General features: G+C 44.5%; 17 protein-coding genes. 10 read left to right on the forward strand and 7 right to left on the reverse strand.

Annotation, left to right across the window (positions count from 1 at the left end; translation table 11 throughout):
* The first annotated feature begins 67 nt into the window (after window positions 1-67).
* A complete protein-coding gene (locus tag RB622_RS05830) occupies window positions 68-751 on the forward strand; it encodes an ABC transporter ATP-binding protein (protein WP_308045596.1) in 684 nt (227 codons plus the stop codon).
* Window positions 748-3318: an FtsX-like permease family protein gene (locus tag RB622_RS05835; RefSeq protein ID WP_308045597.1), complete on the forward strand. Its 2571-nt coding sequence runs from the start codon at window positions 748-750 to the stop codon at window positions 3316-3318. Before RB622_RS05830 ends, RB622_RS05835 begins: the two co-directional genes overlap by 4 nt.
* Window positions 3319-3325: 7 nt before the next feature.
* Here RB622_RS05835 and RB622_RS05840 read toward each other — a convergent pair whose 3' ends face one another.
* The 3 genes from RB622_RS05840 to RB622_RS05850 form a co-directional block, all read right to left on the reverse strand.
* Complete coding sequence (locus RB622_RS05840) at window positions 3326-3823, reverse strand: Crp/Fnr family transcriptional regulator (protein WP_308045598.1); 498 nt, start codon at window positions 3821-3823, stop codon at window positions 3326-3328.
* Between the two features lie 519 nt (window positions 3824-4342).
* Window positions 4343-5857: a DUF1501 domain-containing protein gene (locus RB622_RS05845; protein ID WP_308045599.1), complete on the reverse strand. Its 1515-nt coding sequence runs from the start codon at window positions 5855-5857 to the stop codon at window positions 4343-4345.
* A 2-nt stretch (window positions 5858-5859) separates the two neighbouring features.
* Complete coding sequence (locus tag RB622_RS05850; RefSeq protein WP_308045600.1) at window positions 5860-9081, reverse strand: DUF1553 domain-containing protein; 3222 nt, start codon at window positions 9079-9081, stop codon at window positions 5860-5862.
* A 138-nt stretch (window positions 9082-9219) separates the two neighbouring features.
* Here RB622_RS05850 and RB622_RS05855 point away from each other — a divergent pair, with 138 nt between their 5' ends.
* The 8 genes from RB622_RS05855 to RB622_RS05890 all read left to right on the forward strand — a co-directional run bounded on the left by RB622_RS05855 (window position 9220) and on the right by RB622_RS05890 (window position 23882).
* Window positions 9220-10098 (forward strand): AraC family transcriptional regulator, encoded by an 879-nt coding sequence (locus RB622_RS05855; protein WP_308045601.1) that lies wholly within the window; start codon window positions 9220-9222, stop codon window positions 10096-10098.
* Window positions 10099-10237: 139 nt separating this feature from the next.
* Complete coding sequence (locus tag RB622_RS05860; RefSeq protein WP_308045602.1) at window positions 10238-12637, forward strand: ABC transporter permease; 2400 nt, start codon at window positions 10238-10240, stop codon at window positions 12635-12637.
* A gap of 50 nt (window positions 12638-12687) precedes the next feature.
* Complete coding sequence (locus RB622_RS05865) at window positions 12688-15102, forward strand: ABC transporter permease (RefSeq protein ID WP_308045603.1); 2415 nt, start codon at window positions 12688-12690, stop codon at window positions 15100-15102.
* Between the two features lie 78 nt (window positions 15103-15180).
* On the forward strand, window positions 15181-17541 hold the full coding sequence (locus RB622_RS05870; protein WP_308045605.1) for an ABC transporter permease: 2361 nt from the start codon (window positions 15181-15183) through the stop codon (window positions 17539-17541).
* 166 nt (window positions 17542-17707) lie between these two features.
* Window positions 17708-18133, forward strand: coding sequence for a hypothetical protein (locus RB622_RS05875; protein WP_308045606.1), 426 nt, complete (start codon window positions 17708-17710; stop codon window positions 18131-18133).
* A gap of 244 nt (window positions 18134-18377) precedes the next feature.
* Complete coding sequence (locus RB622_RS05880; protein ID WP_308045607.1) at window positions 18378-20759, forward strand: ABC transporter permease; 2382 nt, start codon at window positions 18378-18380, stop codon at window positions 20757-20759.
* A gap of 171 nt (window positions 20760-20930) precedes the next feature.
* Window positions 20931-21293, forward strand: a complete 363-nt coding sequence (locus RB622_RS05885; protein WP_308045608.1) for a hypothetical protein — start codon at window positions 20931-20933, stop codon at window positions 21291-21293.
* A 174-nt stretch (window positions 21294-21467) separates the two neighbouring features.
* Window positions 21468-23882 carry an ABC transporter permease gene (locus RB622_RS05890; protein WP_308045609.1) on the forward strand — a complete coding sequence of 805 codons (2415 nt, stop codon included), beginning with the start codon at window positions 21468-21470 and terminating at the stop codon, window positions 23880-23882.
* Window positions 23883-23939: 57 nt separating this feature from the next.
* On the opposite strand, the gene RB622_RS05895 is transcribed toward RB622_RS05890, so the two are convergent.
* The 4 genes from RB622_RS05895 to RB622_RS05910 all read right to left on the reverse strand — a co-directional run bounded on the left by RB622_RS05895 (window position 23940) and on the right by RB622_RS05910 (window position 25907).
* Window positions 23940-24440, reverse strand: coding sequence for a GNAT family N-acetyltransferase (locus tag RB622_RS05895; protein ID WP_308045610.1), 501 nt, complete (start codon window positions 24438-24440; stop codon window positions 23940-23942).
* Window positions 24424-24705, reverse strand: a complete 282-nt coding sequence (locus tag RB622_RS05900; protein ID WP_308045611.1) for a DUF1778 domain-containing protein — start codon at window positions 24703-24705, stop codon at window positions 24424-24426. Before RB622_RS05900 ends, RB622_RS05895 begins: the two co-directional genes overlap by 17 nt.
* Window positions 24706-24837: 132 nt before the next feature.
* Window positions 24838-25329, reverse strand: coding sequence for a hypothetical protein (locus RB622_RS05905; protein WP_308045612.1), 492 nt, complete (start codon window positions 25327-25329; stop codon window positions 24838-24840).
* Between the two features lie 26 nt (window positions 25330-25355).
* Window positions 25356-25907 (reverse strand): sigma-70 family RNA polymerase sigma factor, encoded by a 552-nt coding sequence (locus RB622_RS05910; RefSeq protein ID WP_308045613.1) that lies wholly within the window; start codon window positions 25905-25907, stop codon window positions 25356-25358.
* Window positions 25908-25959: the final 52 nt, after the last annotated feature.

Genomic DNA, 25959 nt, shown 5'->3' on the forward strand with positions numbered 1-25959 from the left:
TCAGGTGTGCCGATTACTGTCCGATCCGAAAGGATAGACCCAGGAACCTTTACAACGAAAAAGTTAAATGAATACGATACTTAACCTTCAGGAAGTTAGTAAAATATATCAAAGCGGAGATCACGCATTGACTGTCCTCGACAAAATCAGCTTTACCGTTGAAGCGGGTTCCACCATGTCCATTGTAGGACCATCGGGCAGTGGAAAAACGACATTGCTCGGCTTATGTGCAGGCCTTGACAGGTCTACATCGGGACTGGTTGAATTACATGAAACCCGTTTGGACCGGCTTAGCGAGGATCAGCTGGCATCCGTCCGAAACAAATACGTTGGCTTCATTTTTCAGAATTTCCAGCTGATGCCTACCCTCACAGCTTTGGAAAACGTAATGGTTCCCCTTGAACTTCGCGGTGAAAAAAATATCCGTCCGCGGGCGCTGGACCTGCTTGATAAAGTTGGCCTGGCCGACCGCGGTCATCATTATCCTACCCAGCTTAGCGGCGGAGAACAGCAACGAGTTTCACTCGCCCGGGCTTTTTCCAATAAACCCCAGATTTTATTTGCCGACGAGCCGACCGGTAACCTGGACGCAGAAACGAGCGAAAAAGTGGTCAAACTCCTTTTTGACCTGAATAAAGAAGCCGGCACAACGCTGATCGTCGTTACCCACGATCTTGACCTGGCGGCAAAAACACAAAGAATCATAAAATTAAAGGGCGGAAAAATCATCTCTGATACCGATACAAAATGATCCCATCAGATAATTCTTTTAACGATAACAAAGAAGGTTTAAATTTCTCCTGGCTCCTGCAGATGGCCTGGCGGGATAGTCGTCGAAACCGCTCACGGCTGCTGCTTTTCGTTTCATCCATCGTGCTGGGTATTGCTGCGCTGGTTGCCATTTATTCCTTAGGGGATAGTCTGCGCGACAACATCGACAGTCAGGCAGCTACACTTTTGGGCGCTGACCTTCAGATATCGGGTAATCGGCCTGTAAGCGGAAAAGCGAAGCAGCTCATACAATCCCTTGGAACAGAGCGCTCGGAGGAAAGAAGTTTTGCTTCCATGATCCTTTTCCCTAAAAATGGCGGGAACCGACTCGCCCAGGTCAAAGCCCTGGAAGGAAATTTCCCTTTTTATGGAGACCTGGAAACTGTTCCGGCCAGCGCCGGGAAAACCTTCCGCCATGGCAAACAGGCCGTGGTAGATCAAACACTGATGCTGCAGTACGAGGCCAAAGTGGGCGATTCTATCAAAGTCGGGGAAGTAACTTTTGCCATCGCCGGGATTTTGTTAAAAGCACCCGGGCAAACCGGTATTACCGCGGCTGTCGCCCCATCCGTTTATATTCCAATGGCTTATCTTGACCAGACAGGCCTCATGCAAAAAGGCAGTCGCATCACTTACCGTCATTACATCAGGTTTAAACCTAAAACCGATGTTGAAAAACTGGTAAAAACCATCGAACCCAAACTGGATGCCGCCGATCTGGACTCTAAAACGGTTCAAAGACAGAAAGAGGATACCGGCAGATCTTTTAAGGACTTAACCCAGTTTCTTGCACTGGTTGGTTTTATTGCCCTTTTGCTGGGCTGCATCGGCGTGGCCAGCGCAGTGCATATCTACATCCGGGAAAAGCTTAATTCCATAGCGATATTACGTTGTCTGGGTGTGAAAGGTTATCAGGCATTTCTTATTTATCTTATCCAGATTGCCGGCATCGGCCTTTTCGGCTCCGTTCTGGGCGCCGCGTTGGGAAGCGTCATTCAGCAGTTTTTACCTTTTGTCGTTAAAGATTTCCTTCCTTTTGAACTGACAACCACGATTTCCTGGCCTGCTATCGGTCAGGGCATAGGCATCGGACTTGTTATTTCAATCCTCTTTGCCATGCCTCCGTTGATTGGAATCAGAAAGATTTCGCCGTTAAACGTGCTTCGTAATACTGCCGACGCTGTGAAACTTGAAAGAGATCCCGTAACCTGGCTTGTTTACATCCTTATCCTGTTATTTATCTTTGGCTTTTCTTTTCTGCAAACCAAAAACTGGATTCAGGCGCTTTCTTTTACCGGCGGAATTCTGGGTTCCTTTATCGTGCTGACGGCCATGGCAATGCTGTTAATGTGGCTTGTCAGAAGGTTTTTCCCCGCGTCATGGAGTTATTTGTGGCGCCAGGGACTGGCCAACTTGTTCAGACCTAATAATCAGACCATTATTTTAATTGTCTCCATCGGACTCGGGACCTTGTTTATCTGCACACTGTTTTTCACGCAAACAATCCTGTTAAACCGCGTTAAACGTTCATCCAGTGGAAACAAGCCCAATATTGTCTTATTTGATATCCAGTCCAGCCAGAAAAACGATATCATGGCACTTGCAAAGCAACAGGGGTTGCCGGTGAATGAAACCGTGCCTATTGTCAACATGCGCCTGGAATCTGTGAATGGGCGGAACGGCGCCCAATCCAAAAGTGACACATCCAAAGAACAATCCAGACGTATTTTCGGCCGCGAATACCGGGTTACCTTTCGCGATTCGTTAACGGCCTCTGAAAAACTGGTGCAGGGAAAATGGACAGGAACCTATGCCGATCCTGCCGCACTTATCCCGATTTCCATTGAAGAAGGATTTGCTAAAAGAAACCATATTTCACTTGGTGACACGCTGATTTTCAACGTGCAGGGCGCTATGATGCAAACGGTGATCGGCAGTATGCGTGAGGTGAACTGGGCAGAAGTCCAAACAAATTTCCTGGTCGTATTTCCGAAAGGAGTACTGGAAGATGCCCCCCAATTTCACGTAATATTAACCCATGTCACTTCTCCGCAGGTCTCGGCCAGGTTCCAACAGGCACTCGTGCAAAGGTTTCCCAATGTTTCTATTATTGACCTTGCCCTGGTACTGAAAGTAATCGATGACCTTTTCGATAAAATCGGATTCGTAATCCGTTTTATGGCCGGGTTCAGTATCCTGACCGGACTGGTTGTTTTAATTTCATCCGTTTTAATCAGTAAATATCAGCGCTTGCAGGAAAGTGTACTACTCAGGACTTTAGGCGCAAGCAGAAAACAGATTTTTGTCATCACGGCACTTGAATATTTCTTCCTGGGTACGATGGCCTCCTTAACCGGAATTATTCTGGCACTGGGTAGCAGCTGGGCACTGGCAACTTATACTTTTGACACAGAATTCAAACCCGAATTATTACCGGTACTGGTATTGTTCATGCTGGTTTCTGCTTTGACAGTGTTTATTGGATTAATCAACAGCCGTGGAATACTTTCCAAATCGCCCCTTGAAGTATTGAGGCAGGATGTGTGATCCGATGCTACTTGTTCTGATCGGTATTGTGTATACTTAAAAGGGTTTCTCGGCTAATGCCAAGATAAGAAGCGATATGTTCCAACGGAACCCTTTCAATGATCTGAGGCTGGATACTGCGCATGTAATCGTAGCGTTCGCGGGCAGTATCCAGTTTAAATAACTGAGCATGCGCTTCCTGCCTTTCCAGAACACCTTCCATGAGTGCTCTGCCCATGGAATCAATATCGGTCGACTTGCTGAAGAGTGCATACAGCTTGTCTTTATTAAAGACAATCGCGTCAAGATCTTCCTCTGCCTGAATTACGTATTCAGATCCCTGCTCCAGTTTAAGGCTGCGAATGTTGGTAACCAGCTCCGTTTCAAAGTAGAAGTTGGTGTTGATCTCCTGCCCTTCATAATCATAAACGGCCCTGCAATAGCCCTTACTTATAAAAAAAATGGATGTACAGACTTCTCCCAACTCCAAAAGTGCTTCGCCTTTCTTGTAGTGTCGTGTTGTCAAAACCTTGATTAAAGCTTGCCAACTTTTTTCGGGCAGACCTGTATGATGATTTATATAAGTATAAAGATTTTCCAATTTTCGGAGATTTAAGTAAAAATCCAACTTATATTCTAATAAACCACGTGAAGTACATTAAAAAAATGTGAGTGCATAGACAATAGCACTATTTTACAATTAATTATAAAATTTATTAAGTTTTTCAATTAAAGCAAGAAAATTCCATTTTGATTTCAATTTTCTCTATTTCAGGCATTAACACGAATTGGTTTAATTCATAAATATGATCAATTCGTGCTATTTTCGTGCATTATAAAACCAGACCCAAAGAAATCACAAGCCGCCATTTCGCCGCAATCAGCCAGCTTCTCCTCAGGGTAATAAGTTTTTTTGCTCCTTGTACCCCACACGAACGACCTGTTTTATCAATCCGGATAGATTGATAAAACAGGTCGTTCGTGTGAATAAAAAAGCAAGAATTTCTATCCCCATGCAAAAGGGAATAGTTGACAAGGTTTTACGCTATGTCAAAATATCATTTACTACCTTTCCGTGTACGTCGGTCAGCCGGAACCGCCTGCCCTGGAATTTATACGTCAGCCGCTCATGATCGACGCCCATCAAATGCATCAGCGTCGCCTGAAAATCATGCACATGAACGGGATCTTTTACAATATTATAACTAAAATCGTCGGTCTCTCCATAACTGATTCCAGGTTTAACGCCCGCGCCAGCCATCCACATGGTAAAACACCGCGGATGATGGTCACGACCATAATCCTCAGCGGTAAGTTTGCCCTGCGAATACACGGTTCTTCCAAACTCCCCTCCCCAAATCACAAGGGTATCATCCAGCAATCCTCTTCTTTTTAAATCAATAATCAGCGCAGCCGTAGCCTGATCGGTGTTTTTGCATTGCTGCGCGATTCCCTTGGGCAGCCCGCCGTGGTTGTCCCAACCTTGATGATAAAGCTGAACAAATTTGACTTCCTTTTCCAAAAGCTTTCTGGCCAAAAGACAATTAGCCGCATAAGTCCCCGAATCCCGGCTATCGGGTCCATACAGATCAAAAACTTCATCCGGCTCATCCTTGGTATCCATGACTTCCGGCACCGAAGTTTGCATACGATATGCCATTTCATATTGAGCAATTCGCGCATCCACTTCCGGATCTCCGTAAGTCTCATTTTGCAGCTGATTGAGTTTCGACAAATAATCGAGCATTTCTTTACGGTCCGCCCCATCATATCCCTCGGGATTGTTCAAAAATAAAACCGGATCTTTTCCCGAACGAAACTGCACCCCCTGATGCTTGGAAGGCAAAAAACCGTTACCCCACAAACGCGCATACAGGGGCTGATCTTTTGATCCGTTTTTGGAAACCAGCACGATAAACGTTGGCAGGTTTTGATTGTCGGCGCCTAACCCGTAACTCACCCAGGAACCTATTGAAGGTCGGCCGGGAAGCTGATTTCCAGTTTGGAAAAAAGTGATGGCCGGATCGTGGTTAATCGCTTCGGAGTTTATCGATTTAATGATACAAAGATCGTCAACAACCTTGGCAGTATGCGGCATCAGCTCACTGATCCAGGTTCCGCTTTGGCCAAACTGGTTAAATTTATAGATCGACGGAACCATCGGCAAGGCACTTTGGTTGGCGCTCATACCTGTCAGCCGCTGCCCTTTCCGAACCGAATCCGGAAGATTTTGTCCGGCCAGATCAACCAGTTTTGGCTTGTAATCAAATGTTTCAAACTGCGAAGGGCCGCCGCTCATAAACAAATACACCACCCTTTTCGCCTTCGGAGCAATGTGAGGCAACGCTTTTAATATCTCCTCTTCAAATTTCGCGGCACTCTCGGGGGAAGCGTCCGGTGAGGATCCGAAGATCTTTTCGGCACCAAACAATGTACCCATCGCGAGCGCGCCCAACCCCAATGATGTTTTCGTCAAAAAACGTCTCCTGTCAAGCTTCTTATTTAACTGGTTGAATTCAGGACTGTTCAGCCGGAATTCGTCGTCATGATGGTGTGACATGGTTATCTTTTGGTTAATGTGGCGTCGGAATTGAGTATCGTACTGGCCACCACGGCGTTTGCCGCAACTAAGGCTGCGTCTGTTTTTCTGTCAATGACAAACTGGCCTTCACCAAGCCAGCCCACCGTTTTATCCGGCGATTTTTTAAATCTTTCATACTGTACTTTCTGCATTGCCGAAAGCAGATCAACCTCTTTTACCGACGGTGTTTTACCCGTCAGTTTTCTGTATGTCGTGTAAATAGCATTTTTACGATCAGCCATGGAGGCCATCTGAACGCCCATCACTTTCATCGCCTCAATAAATGTGGGATCATTTAACGTTATCAGGGCCTGCAAAGGCGTATTTGTTTTCTGCCGTCTTACGACACAAAAACTTCTTGATGTCGCATCAAAGGTCGAAAGTGTCGGATTAGGGACGGATCTTTTTACAATCACATACAAACTTCTCCGGTAAACAGCCTCGCCGGAATCAGGCTTATAGGTCGTGTTATTTATTTCCCAAAGCCCTTCCGGCTGATAAGGTTTCACACTTTTGCCCCCTATTTTTTTATTGATCAGGCCGCTTGCCATCAAAGCATTGTCCCGGATCATTTCAGCCGACAATCTACCGGAAGGCCCCCGGGCCAGCCACCGGTTTTCCGGATCCCTCTCCCGTGCTTCCTTCGAAGTGCGCGAATCCTGCCTGTAAGCGGCCGACATCACGATCATTTTATTTAGCCTTTTCACATCCCAACCAGACTCCTGAAAAGTCACAGCAAGCCAGTCCAGCAGTTCGGGATGACTGGGCATTTCTCCCTGATTGCCAAAATCCTCGGTTGTTTTTACGATTCCCGTTCCAAAGAAATTCTGCCAAAATCTATTGACCGCTACCCGCGCAGTCAACGGATTGTCCTTACTGGTGAGCCACAAAGCAAGGCCATACCTGTTTTTGGGCAGATTTTTCGGAAATTTCAATATCGACTCCGGCGTGTCAGGAAAGACTTCCTCCCCAAAAGAATCATAATTCCCCCGATTAAGGATATGCGCCTTCTTTGGTTTTGACATTTCCTGCATCACCATCAGTTCCTTGATTTTTTCGGCTGAATCCGCCTGCAAAGTTCTGACTTTGGTCAGCTCATTTTGGGCAATCGCTATCCGTGGAGAAACCGCCGACAGATAATAATTTTTCAACACTTTGATATCCGTATCAGTCAGGGCATTTTGCGACTTGGAAGCAATAGGCGACCATTCATTTTTGCCGGCTAAAATACCAACTTCGTAATCGGTCAGCACCCGGTTATAAACCGAAATATCGTCCACTTTCCCGCCCTTAAACCCGAGTCCGCGCCACCATCCGCCAATTTGCAAACCAGGCTGTTTATCTGTTTTAAAAAGAATATCCTTCGTAAGCTGATCCATCGTGGTCTGCATAGCCATTTCCGTTCCGTTTAAAAATAACCGGAAGCCATTTGCTTTTGAAGAGCCATCATAAAGGATGGTCAGCTGAATCCATTGCTCGCGTGGAATGCCCTTTTTCGAGATTTTCGTAATTGCATTCGACGGCGACGTATGCGCCATATTCAGTTCGAGCTGATCATCTTTCAGATACAAATGATAGCCCCGGAAGTTGTACAACCGCTCCGCCTGCGACTTATGCAAAATCACGCCTTCTTCAAGATCTTTTGGAATATTTACCCAAACACCGATACTAAACGGTTCCGATCGGCGGTAAACGCCAGTCTGATCCAGATCCAAAAACACATCCCCGTTCAAAGTCATAGCCTGCCCCTGGTCATGGCCGAAAAACACCGGCGCGTCTCCCGGTTGCCCTGATTCCCTTTTCATCACACCCGCTTGACGGGGATTTACTGCATTTTTCAAGGAATTGTTATCGAAGGAATAATAAGCCTGCAATCCCGGTTTCGGCAGTTTTTCATTTGACAATTTCTGATATTTTTTGTCGCTGATCCATTTTTGAAAATCCGGTTCGGCAACTGTCTTTGTATTCTCGACCGTTTTTTCCTGTGCCAGGATTTGGGCATTAATAAAACGCAGCATTTTCTCCTGCTGATCCGTGGGCAGCATCAGTGTCGGCGTAGGCAAAGCGTCGTCCCAGGAAATCTGTCCGGCTTCCTTTACATTGTTGAAAAAACTAAAAAGCTGATAATAATTTTTCTGGGAAATCGGGTCGTATTTATGATCATGACATTTGGCGCAGCCTACCGAAATACCCATCATCGCATCCCCAAACGTATTCGTACGGTCAATCACATATTCGGTTTGAAATTCTTCTTCAACAATCCCGCCTTCCATATTCTGCTGATGATTGCGGTTGAAGGCCGTTGCAATGATCATGTCCTTTGTTGGCTTGGGCATAAGATCCCCGGCAAGCTGCCAATGGACAAATTTATCATAAGCCATGTTCTTGTTAAAGGTGTTAATGACCCAGTCCCGATATGGTGACATATCCCGGAGACGATCTACCGTATAGCCATGTGAATCGGCAAAACGGGCCAGATCCAGCCAATCCACAGCCATTTTTTCGCCATAGTGAGGAGATTTCAAAAGACGGTCAACCTGCTTTTCGTAAGCATTCGGGGCATTGTCTTTAAGAAAAGCATCGGTCTCTTCCAATGTTGGGGAAAGTCCGGTCAAATCCAGCGAAACCCTTCGCAACAGTAGTTCTTTATTGGCTTCCTTTGCCGGTTTTAATTTTTCCTGTTCGAGTTTTGCCAGAATAAAATGATCAACCGGATTTTTTACCCATTCCTTATTTTCAACGTCCGGCAATGCCACGTTTTCGGGTTTAACGAACGCCCAATGCGGTTTGTACTCGGCGCCATCCTTGATCCACTTAATCAGAATCGCCTTTTCCATGGCTGTCAAGCTCAAATGCGACTCCTTGGTTGGCATCATATAATCGGGGTCCGAAGACATGATGCGGTGAAAAAATTCACTCCCTGCCAGATTCCCCGGATTGATGGCGACTTTACCAGGATTTTCAGGCAGATCCCCATAAGCAGCCTGTTTTAAGTCCAATCGTAAGCCTGCTTTTTGCTTGGCTTTATCCGGTCCATGACAGGCAAAACACTTGTCAGATAATACCGGCTTAACATGTTGATTATAATCCAGTTTATCTGGCAGGTCATTATAGGCTACCTGCACATCGGCAGGCAGATCCGGGCCGCAGGAGAACAGACTGGCAGCAACTAAAAAAAGTACCAAAAAGTGATAAAACCGCATCTGGATTCAGGTCATGAATTAAACTTCGACAAATGTATAGTTTAATAAATTGTAAAAATTATACAAAACTGACCACCACTTTCACAAATCCGACTTTTATTGATAAATTTCCGTTCCCCAGTATAACAAAGAGAAGTTATGACGAACCAATCCATTGCCAGATCGACATTTTCCCTATTAAATGCTGATTATGTCAAATTGAACAAAAACTGGAATTACCGTAATGTCATCAGCCCATTCTACCGGTTATACCTGATCGACGGCGGGCGCGGCAAGCTTTATCAGGCCGATAACACAGTCGCGCTGGAAGAAAATTATTTGTACCTGATACCCAGTTTTACAATCTGCAATTACCATTGTCCTGAATTTCTGAGCCAGTATTACATCCATTTTTTAGAAGAAGCTCCGGACGGGACATCACTTTTTTCATCAAATCAGAAAATTTTAAGAATAAGCGCCACACCGACTGATCATAATCATTTCAAAAGGCTGCTGACGCTTAACCCCGGACGGAACATAAAACAGTCGTACAACCCGAAAGACTATCAAAAACAGCCGGTTATGCAGCATTCACAGGATTTGAACAATGAAGTGCCGCTTGCTGCATTTATGGAAACGCGAGGCATTTTGTTGCAGCTTCTGTCCCGATTTTTGACAGCCGATCTGTATAATCCTTCCATAGCAAAACCCATCCCGTCCAAAACGCTGGAAACGATCAATTACATCGCAACAAATCTCGGCGAACCTTTAACCGTGGCACAACTTGCCGAAAGAACTTGCCAAAATGCCGATTACTTTTCAAGGGTTTTCCAGGATCATACGGGCTTACGACCGCTGCCCTATATTCAGACAAAAAGGATCGAAAGGGCGCAGTTTCTGATGCTGACCACGAATCTTACCTTGAATGAGATCGCCGCTGAAACGGGTTTTGAAAGTCTCTCCTATTTTTCACGAATCTTTAAAAGTATTACGGGGCAAACACCCAGTTATTACGGAAAAAACAACAACATGATTTGATTACCAATCATTAAAATGCTGTCCGCTTCTGAACAAAAACGTCCGCTTTTGAACATATTTGCTCCGTAATTGACTGATAAACATGTTGGCATAAAATTATTATCTGACACCTCAGGTGCCCACTTACAAGCTAACCGCCATGCTCAGAAACTATATTAAAATCGCTTTCAGAAATCTTCTTAAACATAAGTCGTTTAGCTTCATCAACATTATTGGTGTCGCGATGGGCCTTGCCTGTTTTTTGCTTCTTACCATTTATGTCAAAGACGAGCTAAGCTACGACCGGCATAATGCCAATGCGGATCGGATCTATCGCTTATCAAGAACATTTCTTTCCAAGGACGGAACCGAGTCGCTTCGTCTGGGCCATGCCGCACCTCCTTTCGGGCCGTTGATCAAGCAGGATTTTCCACAGGTCGAACAAGTGACCAGAATGCTGGAAACCGATGCGATCGTTCGTTATGGGGAACACCTTTTCAATGAAGAAAATTTATACGCAGCCGATGCCAATCTTTTTAAGGTTTTCACTTTTGACGTGATCCAGGGAAATCCGGGCAAGGCGCTGGTTAATCCATTTTCGATCATGTTTTCACGGCCAATGGCTGAAAAATATTTTGGAAAGGAAAACCCTTTGGGCAAAACAGTCCGGCTTGACAACCAACTGGATTATACCGTAACCGGCGTTTATGAGCCCTTGCCAGCCCAGGCTACTTTTCATCCAAACTTCCTTATTTCCTTTTCCACCCTGAACGATAACCGTGTTTACGGAGCCGAAGGATTGCGTACCAATTGGAGCAATAACTCATTTTCAACCTTTTTATTATTGCCTAAAAACTACGATCCGAAAAAACTCGTCAGTGCATTTCCGGCATTCCAAAACCGTCATATTGACCCAAAAGCGTCCACCTATTCGATACTTAATCTGATGAAACTTTCAGACATCCATTTGCACTCGCACATGGACTCTGAAATGGAAGCGAACGGCGATATTCAGTATGTTTATCTGTTTTCTGCCATCGCCATATTTATTTTGCTGATTGCCTGCATCAACTATATGAACCTGGCTACCGCGCGTTCGGCGAAAAGGGCCAAAGAAGTCGGTATGAGAAAAGTAGTTGGCGCCATGCGAAGTCAGCTAGTCAAGCAGTTTTTAAGCGAGTCAATTCTTCTGGTTTGTATTGCACTCCTATTAGCGATGTTGATCGTAACCGCCTGCCTTCCATTCCTGAACGAATTTACCAAAAAGCAGCTGACATTAACCTCCCTGACTGATCCCGTTTTTATCGTTGTTCTGATTTCCATCACACTTTTTACCGGCCTGATTGCCGGAAGTTATCCTGCGTTTTTCCTGACGTCGTTTCAACCTACCAGCGTTTTAAAAGGGAAAATTGCCTCGGCGCTTAAAAACGGGAGATTGAGACAGGCGCTTGTCGTTACTCAGTTTTCTATCGCCGTAGTGCTTATAATCAGCACGGCTGTGGTTTACAGTCAGATGAAATACATTCAGAATTACAAACTTGGCTATTCTAAAGATCAGGTGATTCTCTTACAGGCTGCCGGTGACTCTTCGACCAACTATGAAGCAATAAGCCAGCAATTAAAGGAAAACAGCGGCATTACCGAAGTAAGTCGGTCGTCACGGATTCCATCGGTACGGCTTCTTGATTCCTGGGACGCGTATGTGATGAAAGGTGACTCGATGGCATCTACCGATATCACAATAAAATCGCTGGCTGTTGATCCGGATTTTATTCCGACTTACAAAATTCAGATGGCTGCTGGAAGAAATTTTTCAAGAGAATATCCAACGGATAAAACGGAAGGCTTTATTTTAAACGCAACTGCCGCAAGAATTCTTGGCTGGAAAAATCCGAAGGATGCCGTTGGCAACCGGTTTGGTTACGGAGATATCCGCGGTCAGATCATCGGCGTCACCCAGGATTATCATTTTGAATCTTTACATCAAAAAGTTCCTCCGGTCGTCATGTTTCAGCATGGAAATATGAGATGGGTTTCCGTCCAGATTTCGGGGGGTAGTATTTCGGCTTCCATAGCCCATATCAAACAGGTTTGGGAAAGCAGATTTCCCGGAAGGCCTTTTGTCTACGAATTTCTGGATGAACGTTTTGGCAGGTTATATGCACGAGAACAAACCCAGCAGCTTCTTTTCGGCATTTTCGCGGGAATCGCCATTTTTATTTCCTGCCTGGGCTTACTCGGACTTTCCATGTTTATGGCAGAACTACGGGTGAAGGAAATTGGCGTGAGAAAAGTGTTGGGCGCCAGTGTATCGAGCCTGGTCGTGTTGTTATCCAATGATTTTCTCAAACTGGTTTTGATCGCCATCCTCATCGCCTCGCCCATTGCCTGGTATGGCATGCAACGCTGGTTGCAGGAATTCGCTTATCATACAACAATTTCTGCCTGGATATTTATTGGCGCCGGGGTACTTTCGGCAGCTATTGCCATCCTGACCATAAGTTTTCAGAGCATCAAAGCAGCTTTAAAGAACCCGATTGCGTCTTTAAAGAGCGAGTAAACTCCGCCCTTTAAGAAACGCATAGTCAATGCTCTTTAACAACCTTGGCCATGATTAAAAACTATTTCAAAATCGCCTGGCGGAATATGATCCGCAACAAGGCTTTTTCAGCGATCAATATTGTCGGACTTGCGCTGGGCATCGCGGCCTGTATCCTGATTTTACAGTATGTCGCCTTTGAATTGAGTTATGATAATTTCCATAAAAATGGCAGCCAGATTTACCGTGTAAAACAAGACCGGTACAATGATGGAAAACTGAGTACCCAGTGGGCTGCCGGAGCCTACGCCGTTGGCAATTCTTTCAGAGATGCTTATCCGGAAGTGGAAGATTATGTCAAACTGCTTAGAAGAGGCGTTTCAATTATCGACTTTGGCGAAAAGAGTATTAAGGTTGAAAAAATTTATATCGCCAGCTCCTCCTTCTTCTCTATTTTTTCCTTTCCACTGCTAAGCGGAAACCCGAAAACTTTATTGACAGAACCCAATACGGTTGTCCTATCCTCTTCCCTTGCAAAACGAATTTTTGGCAACGAAAACCCGGTGGAAAAAACAGTATTTCAAAACAAAAGAAAACCGTTTAAAGTAACAGGCGTTTATGAGGATATGCCCAAAAATTCGCATATCAAAGCCGATCTGCTTGTTTCCTATGCTACATTTCTCAACAACGTAAAACCCGATAATCCTGAAACCGCCTGGCAATGGGACGGCTGTCTGACATACATTAAGCTGCGTCCGGGTACGGACCCCGCCAGGCTTGAAGCCAAGTTTCCCGCATTGGTGGACAAACTGGCCGGTGAAGATCATAAGAAATACAAATCGGCAGCGGTTTACCTTTTACAGCCGTTGCGGGATATTCATCTTTATTCTCATTTGATGATGGAGCCCGAACCCAACGGAGACGGCAAGACGGTATATCTTTTGCTCGGAATTGCATTTTTTATCGTGGTGATTGCCTGGGTGAACTACATCAATTTGGCAACTGCACGGGCCATCAACCGGGCTAAGGAAGTTGGTGTTCGCAAAGCGGTCGGCTCGTTGAGGAGCCAGCTTATCGGACAGTTTATGACCGAATCTGTTTTGCTGAATGGACTTGCCGTAGTGCTGGCGCTGATTCTTGTCGCCCTGGCCCTGCCCAAATTCAACGATATATCGGGTCAGGAGCTTTCATTCAAACTTCTGGGCAGTAAATTATTCTGGCTGCCCTTGGGTGGTCTGTTCCTGATCGGCGCGTTTTTCTCTGGCTTGTATCCCGCGTTTGTCCTCTCGGGTTTTAAGCCGGTCGCGGTGTTGAAAGGAAAAGTAAGTGCCTCTTCACGGGGTATTTTGCTAAGGAAATCACTGGTGGTTTTTCAATTCGCAGCCTCACTGTTCCTGCTGGTAGGCACGCTGACCGTGTTTCAGCAAATTCGTTTTATGCGTCAGCAAAGTCTGGGTATCAATATTGACCAGACGCTCGTTATCAACCCGCCTATTATTGCCGATGATTCTACGTTTATGCGGCAAATGGCTGCGTTCAAAGAAGAATTGCTCCGCCAGTCCGGTGTAAAATCTATTACCGCATCGACTGTCGTGCCCGGCCAGCCATCCGACTGGAACGCGGGTGGGATTCGTCTAAAAGGCGCAGATGAAAGTCTGGGAAAACAATACCGTATCATCGGTGTGGATTATGATTTTTTACAGACTTATGATTTAAAACTGATAGCCGGCCGGAATTTTTCGAAAGATTTCGGGCATGATCCCAAGGCCGTGGTATTTAATAAAATGGCTGTACAGCAGCTCGGTTTCAGTGACCCTCAGCAGGCTATTGGTAAGGAAATTAATTTTTGGGGAGAGATCTTTACGATCGTTGGCGTTACAGATAATTTCCATCAGCAGTCTTTAAAAGATGCTTATGAACCACTGATTATCCGTTTAATTCCTGATGTCCGTGGATATTTTTCGGTTAAACTAAGTCCGGGATCGTCCGGCAACGCCATCGCCAGTGTTCAGTCTGAATGGAACAAATTCTTTCCCGGCAATCCTTTCGAATACACATTTCTGGATGAACGCTTCAATGACCAGTACAAAGCCGATCAGCGTTTTGGGCAAGTGTTTGGTATTTTTACAGGACTTGCTATCCTGGTTGCCTGCCTCGGATTATTCGGATTGGCCTCCTTCACAACCGCGCAACGCACCAAAGAGATCGGGATTCGAAAAGTATTAGGCTCCACTGTTTATGCGATCGTTGAAATGCTTTATCGGGAATTTGCGGTGCTTGTTTTTATTTCTTTCCTGATCGCCGCACCCGTTGCCTGGTTTGCGGCAAGTCAGTGGCTCGATGGCTATGCATTCCGGACCGGTATTCAGTGGTGGCTTTTTGCCGCACCGTTTGTTCTGGTGCTGCTTATTGCGCTGCTGACCGTTAGCTTCCAGAGCATAAAAGCAGCACTGATGAATCCCGTAAAATCATTGAGAAGTGAATAAGTGGCCGCCGGTTTGATTATGCTGCCAAGATCCTTTAAAAGAAAGTTAACCCAATTGTAACTCGTCAACCACGCCAATATGTTAAAAAACTATTTCAAAATCGCCTGGCGAAATCTTTTAAAGAACAAGACTTTCAGCCTGATTAATATCCTCGGACTTGCGCTCGGTATGGCGTGCAGCCTGCTGATTATGCTTTGGGTTCAGGATGAAATCAAGATGGACCGTTTTCACGAAAATGATGCCCGGCTCTTCAATGTAATGGAAAACCAGCATTATTCGGGGACTATCAATACGTATGCGTCCACGCCGGGTATTCTGGCTGAAAACATTGTAAAGGATATTCCTGACATTGAAAAAGCGAGCCAGCTGTTATGGGAAACCGCTCCGGTTTTCCGGGTTGGCGATACATTCGATAACGAAAAAGGGCGTTTTGTTCAGGGAGATTTCCTGAACATGTTTTCATTCAAGCTTACGGAGGGTGACGCAGCAACCGCTTTGAAGCGTCCCGATGGTGTGGTCATTTCAAAAAAACTGGCGGAGAAGTATTTCAAAGGAACCGATCCGATGGGCAAAACGATGCGGATTGATAACAAGGATGATGTAATTGTCACAGGGGTTTTAGATGAAATACCGTCCACATCTTCAATGAAATTTGATTTCCTGATGAGCTTCAATCGCTGGAAAACCTACAATACCTGGGCAAAGGAATGGGGCAATAACGGCCCAAGCTGTGTTGTGCTACTGACAAAAAATGCGTCTCCGGAAAAAGTTTCGGCCAAGATCAAGGATTATATCAAAACCAAAAATAAGGATAGCAATGTGGAGCTTTTCCTGACGAATTACGGCGAATCTTATCTCTATTCCAAATGGGATTCCGGCAAACAAAACGGAGGAAGAATTGAGTATGTCAGGATGTTTATCATTGTAGCCATTTTCATTCTGGTTATCGCCTGTATCAATTTCATGAACCTTGCTACGGCACGTTCGGTCAAGCGCGCCAAGGAAGTCGGTCTCCGGAAAGCAGTTGGCGCTTATCGAAGCAGTTTGGTTGGCCAGTTTATGGGCGAATCTCTTCTGATCTCATTTCTGGCGCTTATTTTAGCCATGGCTATTGTCTTTTTGCTGATCCCTTCCTTTAACACACTGACGGAAAAGCAATTGTCACTGGACTTCACAAATCCGTATCTGTTATTTGCGCTTCTGGGATTAACGGCCATCACAGGCATCATCGCTGGCAGTTATCCGGCCTTGTTTATGTCTTCATTGAATCCCGTTATCGTTTTAAAGGGTGCTTTAAAATTCAAACCAAGCGCAGCCTATTTCCGCCAGGGACTTGTCGTGTTTCAGTTTGGATTGTCCATTCTGCTGATCTTATCGATGATTGTTGTTTACCGGCAAATTCAGTATATCCAGACAAAAAATCTGGGTTTCAATCGGGAAAACCTGCTTTATCTCACCGATATTGAAAAAAGTATGGAAAAGAAATTTCCAACCTTCAAACAGGCGCTCGAAAATCAGTCTGGGATCAAGGCTGTTTCGGTTTCCCAGGCAAACCCGTTGAATTATGTAAGCAATACCAGGGGTGTGAGCTGGCCGGGAAAGGATACGACCCAGCAATTGCTTTTCAATGTCAATCCATCCGGTTATGATTTTGTAAAAACGATGGGAATCAAACTACTCGACGGTCGTGATTTCAGTCCGGCATACGGTACAGATTCGACGAATTATCTGGTTAACGAAGCCGCTGCAAAAAAGATGGGCTACAAAGATCCTGTCGGTAAAGAACTGACACTTTGGGGTAAAAAAGGAAAAATCATCGGACTTATGAAAGATTTTCACATCGGATCGCTTCATGTGGCCATTGAACCGCTGATCGTTAACCTGCAAGCCAAAAGTCCCAACTTCGGAGCCGCCATCATACGAACCGAGACAGGCCAGACGAAACAGGCCATTGCCAGTGTGGAAGAAGTATTTAAGAGAATTAATCCTGGTTTTCCGTTTAAATATCAATTTGCAGACGAAGAGTTTGGCAAACAATACAAATCTGAAAATGTTGTCAGCCGGCTGTCCGGTTACTTCGCTTTTCTGGCAATCTTTATCTCCTGTCTGGGGCTATTCGGACTGGCTGCATTTACGGCGGAACAACGTACCAAGGAAATCGGCGTACGGAAAGTTTTGGGCGCCAGCGTCACAAATCTTGTCCGTATGCTTTCTGCCGATTTCGTAAAATTAGTAGCTATATCAGCGCTGATCGCATTTCCAATCGCCTGGTATTTCTTAAAAAGCTGGCTGGAAAAATACGCCTACCGCATTGAAATGGAATGGTGGTATTTTGTCATCGCCGGGTTTTCGGCATTGTTGATTGCCCTGTTCACAGTAAGTTTTCAGGCTATCAAAGCGGCTTTGATGAATCCTGTAAAAAGTTTGAAGAGCGAGTAAGCAGAAGAAAAGCAAGTATACTGTATCCCAGCACATTGTATCAGATTCTCATTAAAACCATTAAATAAAAAGAACTAGGATTTTTGTGTAAATAATTGAACATTTGATTGTAATTACATGATAAGTAACGGTTAAAAAGTCTCTCAATCCCAAACAACTTATCGTCATGAAACACCTATCCACCATTGGCAGCTACCTTGTGGCTGTTTTGCTCTTTCTCACGCTGTCTTGTACAGATCACGATATTAAGGAACAACCCGATTTGGAAACGTTGGTTTATGGCGCAAATTGCAGGTTCTTATTTACTTACAAATTGAATGTAAGAAGGATTGGCGACTTCCCTGTTACAGAATACGGCATTGTGTGGAAACAAGGCAATCCACTGGATTATCACCCGGGAGTTCCTCCAACCGATCCGCCAGTCGTTGGAACAGACACCAAAGTAGTTTTTGACCTGCCATTGACGCTGGGCGAAAAAGAAAAATTTGCCGGTGGTGCCTGTGTCCCACTGGTTTATTACCGGACCTATGCGATTTTACAAGACGGAACCGTGGTTTATGGCAATTTACTGGCGTACAGAATTACCGGCTAGATTTGTTTTAACCTGAATACCCAAATTGCAGCGTCAGCACGATGTATTCCGGTGCTGACGTTTTTTTTTTTGTAACCCCACCAGCGCTGGACACGAGTGTCCGAAAATGAACAATTTTTATTTCGCAAAACAAGTCAACACACTGATAATAAAATCTTTAAATACCAGGCATAGATTTAATACAGAACAAACGAAAAGCCTGAATGATCGTCTTTAAAATCCTTAATTCCTACATAAGCAATCTATGTTAAAGAATTATCTAAAAATCGCATTACGCAACCTTTGGAAGCACAAGGTGTTTTCCTTCATCAATGTGCTCGGCCTTACCGTCGGGATGTCGGCTTGCTTTCTGATCTTCTTGTATGTCCATTTTGAAGTAAGTTATGATGCCTTCCACAGCAAGTCCGACCGGATTTACCGATTGGTAACAGACATTAAGACACCTTCCGAAACCATCAACACCGGTGTAACCAGCTGGGCCTTTGCACCCAATATCAAAAATGACTTCCCGGAGGTGGAAGCCTTTACACGGGTGAGCGGCGGAAGCTATCTTGTCAGAAAAGGAGATATCAAATTTCAGGAGGAAAAAACATTATTCGCAGACTCATCCCTGTTTAAAGTTTTTGATTTTAAACTGATCAAGGGAAACCCAAAAACGGCTTTGAAAGAGCAGTTGAGTATCGTTTTCACTGAAAAAGCGGCGAAAAAATATTTCGGCAATACGGATCCTGTCGGGCAAACCTTGCTTTTATCAGGAGAAGGGTTGCCGGCCACCGTCACAGGAGTTATTAAAGACATTCCTGAAAATTCCCAGATTAAAGCGGATATGTTTTTGTCGATGGCCACGCTGACGCAGCGCATGAACAAAGGAATTGACGAGCAGTGGGGCAATTTTGGCGCGACTACTTATCTGCTTTTGAAACCGCAGACGACGAGCGCGGCCCTGGAAAAAAAGTTTCCGGCATTTCTTGAAAACCGGGCCGGAAAAATGATGAAAGAAATGCAAATGCATTACACATTGTTTCTCGAACCTCTCAGAGACGTTTATCTGCATTCGACACGGGGCGGACAGGAAACGGGCAGTGCCAATAACGTCTATGTTTTTTCTGCGGTTGCGATTTTTATTTTACTGATTGCCTGTATCAACTTTGTAAACCTGACCACGGCGCGTTCCGTTGAGAGAGCCAAGGAAGTCGGGATCAGAAAAGTAGTTGGTGCGCCAAGAATGCTGCTGGCCCGTCAGTTCATCAGCGAATCCATCCTGATTTGCCTGATCGCCTTCGTTTTTTCAATCGCATTATCCGCCATCTTAATTCCGTTGTTTAACAATCTCTCAGGTAAAATCATTAGCACAGGGATATTCGCGAATCTTCCATTTTTGGGTATTATGTTTATCGGAGCCATCATCATCGGATTTGTCGCTGGCTTATACCCCGCTTTGGTTTTGTCTTCATTTGAACCCGTGGTAGTTTTAAAAGGACGTTTTACGACGAGCGTAAAGGGCATTTTACTGAGAAAAGGATTGGTTACCGTTCAGTTTGCCATCTCCATTGCGCTTATCATTGCCACGCTGGTCGTTTACACCCAAATGAACTTCATGCGTAACAGAGAGCTCGGTTTCAGCAAAGACCAGATGCTGATTGTAAGCTCGGAAGGCGATCCCAAACGGGAAGCTTTCAAACAATCGTTGTCTGGTATTACGGGCGTAAAATCGACGGCTGCATCGTCGAGCGTGCCAGGAAGCGGGAATCCGGGAGCATATTCGGAAATCGAAAATAAAAGCGGCGATTTACAGATTGCCAATCTGGACTTATACTTTGTTGACTTCGATTACATTCCACAGTTTCAATTGAAAGTCATTGCCGGGCGGCCGTTTTCAAGAGAATTTGGAACAGACACGACGCAGGCCATGGTCATGAATGAGGCAGCCGTAAAATTGTTCGGCTACAAAACACCGCAGGAAGCCATTGGACGCAGATTCAAGCAGTGGGGACGTGAAGGAAAAATCATTGGCGTGGTCAAGGATTTTCATTTCCGCGCTTTACAGGAAACGATAAAACCACTGACCATGCGTATCGAGCCCGGTGGAAGTGACCTCGTATCAGTAAAAATTGACGGCGGAAATATCAAAGGTACGGTTGCTGCCATTGAAGAAAAATGGAAAGCCACGATGCCGAACCGGCCCTTCAGCTATTATTTTATGGACGAATTTTTCGACCGGCAATACAGGAGCGAAGAGCGTTTTGAAAAACTGTTTTTCAATTTTGCGATCCTGGCCATCTTCATTTCCTGCCTCGGTTTACTGGGCCTGGCATCGTACAGCACCATGCAGCGAACCAAGGAAATAGGGGTTAGAAAGGTGATGGGCGCTTCCATTGGCAGTATTGTTGGACTTCTTTCAAAAGATTTCCTCAAACTGGTAATTGTCGCATTTGTGATCGCTTCTCCCCTGGCCTATTACGGGATGTATAAATGGCTGGAAAATTTTGCGTACAAAACGGATATCAAATGGTGGATATTTATTGCCGCGGCGATTCTTTCCGTAGCCATTGCCTTTTTGACCGTCAGCTTCCAAAGTACCAAAGCAGCGCTGATGAACCCCGTAAAATCGTTAAGGAGTGAATAAACCATGCAGTGATGCATTTCAATATTTCTTAAATGCGGCATTTCATCGGTGTAACTTTTAGTTTCATCTATTAAAAACGGTAACTGGTAGATTGGGCTTATGGTGTGGTTAAACCAATTGATTTGAATGTCCTCTAAAAGGCATAACAAACCAATTTAAACACTGAAAACCATGAAAAAGTACATCATAGCAATCGCCGTTTTCGTAACACTTTCTGTTGGAAATTCTTTCGCCCAACGCGCTCATGTAAATGAAAAACCTGCTTACAATTCGCCAAGAGATAATGCCTATGAGGAATTTCAGATCAATAAACTTGACAACATTGTAAAGCTTAGCCGCAAACAGGAAAATAAGATCAAAAAAATTGAAAACCGTTATGACAGAATAATGGCCCGAAGCAGAGTCCGCAACTACAAAGAGCTTGAATGGAACAAACAAAAAGAGATTATGTCTGTATTAACCCCGGTTCAACGCCAACGCTGGATCGCTTACCAAAATAACCACAATTCGGGCCGTTTTAACGGCCGTGGTTAACTTTAACAACCCGTTTAGGATGTCCGCTTTCAAACTGAAATATGTTCGAAAGCGGACATATTTCAGTTACAACAAAATTATAAAACGCTTATTATCAACAAAATAACTCACAAGACAAATCCTGGCACAAATTTGTAAAGTTGATAAAGATTCTTCTTCACAAAATCAGCAGCCATGATAAAAAACTATCTGATCACTTCTTTTCGCAACCTTCGGCGTAACTGGAATTTCACCGTTATCAATATAACCGGTCTTACACTTGGTCTGGCCTGTTGCCTTTTGATTTTTTTCGCTCTGCGTTTTGAGCTTAGTTTCGACAAACATCATCACGACGGCGATCGTATTTATCGTTTTGCCGACCGAAATAAAGAGCACGGAGACAAAGGTTACAACGTTGGCGCCCCGCTCCCGCTCCTGGCAGCTTTGCGAAATGATTTCCCCGAAATCAGAAATGCCGTAACCAACACCTACGCATCCAAAGAAATGCTAATCACCGTGGGGCAAGGGGAAAAAAGGAAGAAGTTTATAGATCCGATTAATTCTGTCTCGTTTATCGATCCTGAGTATTTCAATATTTTCGATTATACCTGGTTAAAAGGCAGTCCGGCAAGCAGCCTGACCAACCCCGGCTCAGTGGTGTTAAGCACGGATCAGGCGAAGAAATACTTCGGAAATGCCGATCCGATGGGGAAAACGATCCGGGTTAACAATCGGATGAACTTCGTTGTTAGTGGTATTATCGACAATCCTCCGACGACAACAAGTTTTCCTTTTACGGTCATGCTTTCTTACTCCTCGCTGAAAGAATATGGCGCCAATACAAGCTGGGACGACTGGCAGTCAACTTATGGCGGCGGTCAGGTTTATATGAAACTTCCCGAATCTTTCAGTAAAAGCCAGATGGAAAAACAACTGACGGCTTTCGCAAAAAAATACCGCGACCCAAAAGATGCGGCGGAAAACGACTGGATTCTTCAGCCTATGCATGATATTCATTTTGCCACCAATACGCAAAACTACGCTGGCCGATCCATTAGCAAAGGATTGATCTGGTCGATGATTCTTGTGGGCAGTTTTATTCTGATCACCGCCTGCGTAAATTTCGTAAATCTGGCCACTGCTCAGGCGCTTCGCCGTGCACGTGAAGTAGGTATAAGAAAAGTACTTGGTAGCACCCGGGGACAATTACTTCGTCAGTATTTTTCTGAAACAGGCATCATCACGGTACTTTCTGTCCTGCTCGCACTCATCATCGCACAGCTTTCACTGCCTTATGTTTCGCAGATTCTTAACGTCAAATCGCAGGGAACTTTATTTATCACCGATCCCGTAATTATGGGTTTCCTGGCTATTTTATGTATTTTGACTACGGTTTTATCCGGTTTTTATCCGGCATTAGTCGTTTCGGGATACCAGCCCATTCTGGCACTGAAAGGTAAAGTCGGCAAATCCGGAAGGCAGCAGTCCAATTTGAGGCGAGGGCTTATTGTGCTTCAATTTACGATTTCCCAGGTAGTTTTGATCGGGACAATCATCGCTTACAGCCAGATGAAATATTTCAGGACACTGGATTTAGGGTTTCAAAAAGACGAAATCATCAACGTTCCTCTTCCCGAACAAACAGACGGAAAACTTGAAAATCTGCAGGCAAAATTGAAATCGGTACCGGGCTTAAAATCTATGAGCTTCAGCGCTTTTACCCCCATGTCCAAGAGTAACTGGCAAACGCGCTTCAAATATGAAAACAACGAAGACGTCCTTGACTTCGAAATAGTAATGCGCCCTGCTGATACTTCCTACGTCAAAACCTATGGACTCACCTTGCTCGCAGGCAGAACTTACCTTCCGGCGGATACCATGCGGGAGTACATCATCAACGAAGCTTTTGTCAAAAAACTCGGTTTTAAAAATCCACAGGATGTTATCGGCAAAAGAATGGCCATCGGTGGTGGTGGAATTAAATTACCCATTGTCGGAGTGGTGAAAAACTTCAATACGTACAGTCTGCACAGAGAAATTATTCCCTGTGTGCTCACCACGTCACGGAACAATTATGGCACGCTTGGTTTAAAACTTACCGCCAATGCAACCACGGAACAGCTATCGCAAATTGAAAAAGCATGGACGGAAACCTTCCCGGATTATATGTTCAAATACACTTATCTTGATCAGACATTAAATAGTTTCTATGAAAAGGAAGAACAGCTTTTTTCCCTTTTCCGGATTCTGACGGGGATTGCTATTTTTATCGGCTGTCTGGGACTGTATGGTGTGGTTGCTTTTATGGCCGAATCCCGAACAAAAGAAATGGGAATCAGAAAAGCAGTCGGCGCTTCGGCTTTCCATATTTTCGGATTGTTTTCCGGAGACTTTGTCAAACTCGTTCTGATCGCACTGGTTCTGGCCTCACCCATTGCCTGGTATACCATGGACGGCTGGCTGAAAGATTATACTTACCGGATCGAAATCAGCTGGTGGATATTTGCGCTGGCTGGCTTTATGGCCGTTATCATTGCACTCATCACGATAAGTTTCCAAAGTGTAAAAGCGGCGTTGATGAATCCGGTGAAGGCGTTGCGGAGTGAGTAATTTCAACTGACATGTATTAAGTAAAACGTCCCGGGAAGTAATTCCGGGACGTTTTACTTATAATGGCAACTGCCTAATTGTTTTCATTGGAATAAACATCTTCCCGGTACCCGGCAAATATATGAACCCGTATTTTTCGTAAAACCTTACGGCATTTGAATCTACCGGATCAACAATCACAGCCAGAGTTCCCAGATTCTCTGAAAGTTCAAGGCATTTGTTTAAGGCACTGAGCAGCATAATACCACCATATCCTTGCCCCTGGATGCTTTTGTCTGTTGCCAGCCTGCCAAGCAAAACTGTTGGCAAATCTAAATATCCTGGCGGAAGCCTGTTTTGAAGTTCTTCCGGAAAATCTTCTCTTTGAACCGAGCTGGCTGATAAAGTGTAATAACCCTTCACAATCTTATCACGGTCAACCAACACAAAACAGGCTGACAGATCTCTGCTTACATCTTGTTTCGCCTGCCTCTTCAAATAATTATCCAAAAGATCATTTCCACAATCAAAATTCTTTTTTTCGCATGATGTATCCAATCTCTTAATCAGAAACTCCATTGGCTTTGTTGAATTTAAGATATTTCAATTGCGCTTCTCTAAGCTTATCATTTGGCACCGGTGGATTCAATAGTGCATCAAGAAATATTCTTTTATCGTCGATGGTTTTAAGAACGTTGTCATTTTCCTTAATTATTCGCTTCGCCTCTGCATTGACACAAAACACGATAAATTCAGAAAGGCTCTTGAACCCTCTTAATTCAGAAGCCAGCTTAATAAGCTCTTTTTGTTCCTTGCTAATTCGAACATCAATTCTGTCATTCATTATTGTAGCCATTTCTGTCTAATCTTTGCTTTTCCTACGATGAATACATTGCAAATATGGTATTCAAATGTACGTATATTTTACGTACACATACACGACGTTTCAACATCATTTAATCCCGCTAAGTTCGTTTCAATTTCTTACAACCCGCTGACGTACAAAATAATCAGCCATAATCAACGTACTCAATGCAAATACTACTGCCGGATAAATCATTGGAAGCACCATCATGCCCTCTTGCAATTTGAATAACTCCTGATCTATCTTAACAAAAAAATTAGGTGCCCCCTCTACCGCCGTATCCGATTGTCCCAAAACACAAAATCCAATGATCAACACAGCTGTCGCCGCCACCAGATACCAGACTTTCCTGCTGACAATTGGCTGTTCCGCTTTTTTTTCTGCCAAAGCAATTTGCGTCATGATTGTTTTCCGAAACAATGGAGACGGTGTTTCCGGCTGAAGCTTTGTCAAAATGGTTTCCAAAACAGCCGCTCTTTCAAGCGCCTGCTCAGTCTCCATCTGTATATTTTTCATCAACATACCAGTAAAATCGGGACTGGTTTTGTCTGGCCCCGTTTTCTGAATCAGCTTTCTGAAACGATCTTCTTTCTCCTTTTCCATAGTCATTTCAAAGTCTGCGCATTCGCTCACAATAAAAAACGAAGTTCTGCTTCCAGTATTTTCCTTGCCCTAAACAACTTAACCTTGATATTAGACGACGACAGACCGGTGATATCCTCAATCTCTTTCACCGTATTTTCGTTCATGTAAAACAGCGTAATCAAAAGCCCTTCCATTTCCGGCAATTTTGAAATCGCCTGTTTGATGAATCTGCTTTGCTCCTGCGCATGCATATGCTCCATTTGCGGAACAGTATGATCATAGGTAAAACTGTCGCCGGTTTCTTCATCAATTGAAAATGCCGGTACTCCGTTTTTCTGTAACCTGGTGATTGAGGTCCTGTAAACAATGGTATACAACCAGGTCGAAAATTTGGATTTCCCTTCAAATCTGTGCAGCTGCTGATAGGCCTTGATGAAACTTTCCTGGGCTGCATCCTCGGCATCTTCTGCATTCCGCATGATCTTCATGGCAATGGTATAGGCCATATCCTTGTACCTATCAACAAGAAAAGCGTAAGAAGCCAGATCTCCTTTTTTTACCTGATCAATATAAACCTGGTCTTCCGTATTTTTCATTCCTATGGATGGCTGCCTGATGCGTGTTAGACCCGGCCCGAGCCACTCTGGT

Origin of the sequence: Dyadobacter sp. LHD-138 (assembly GCF_030929615.1) — a bacterium.
Classification (GTDB): Bacteria; Bacteroidota; Bacteroidia; order Cytophagales; family Spirosomataceae; genus Dyadobacter.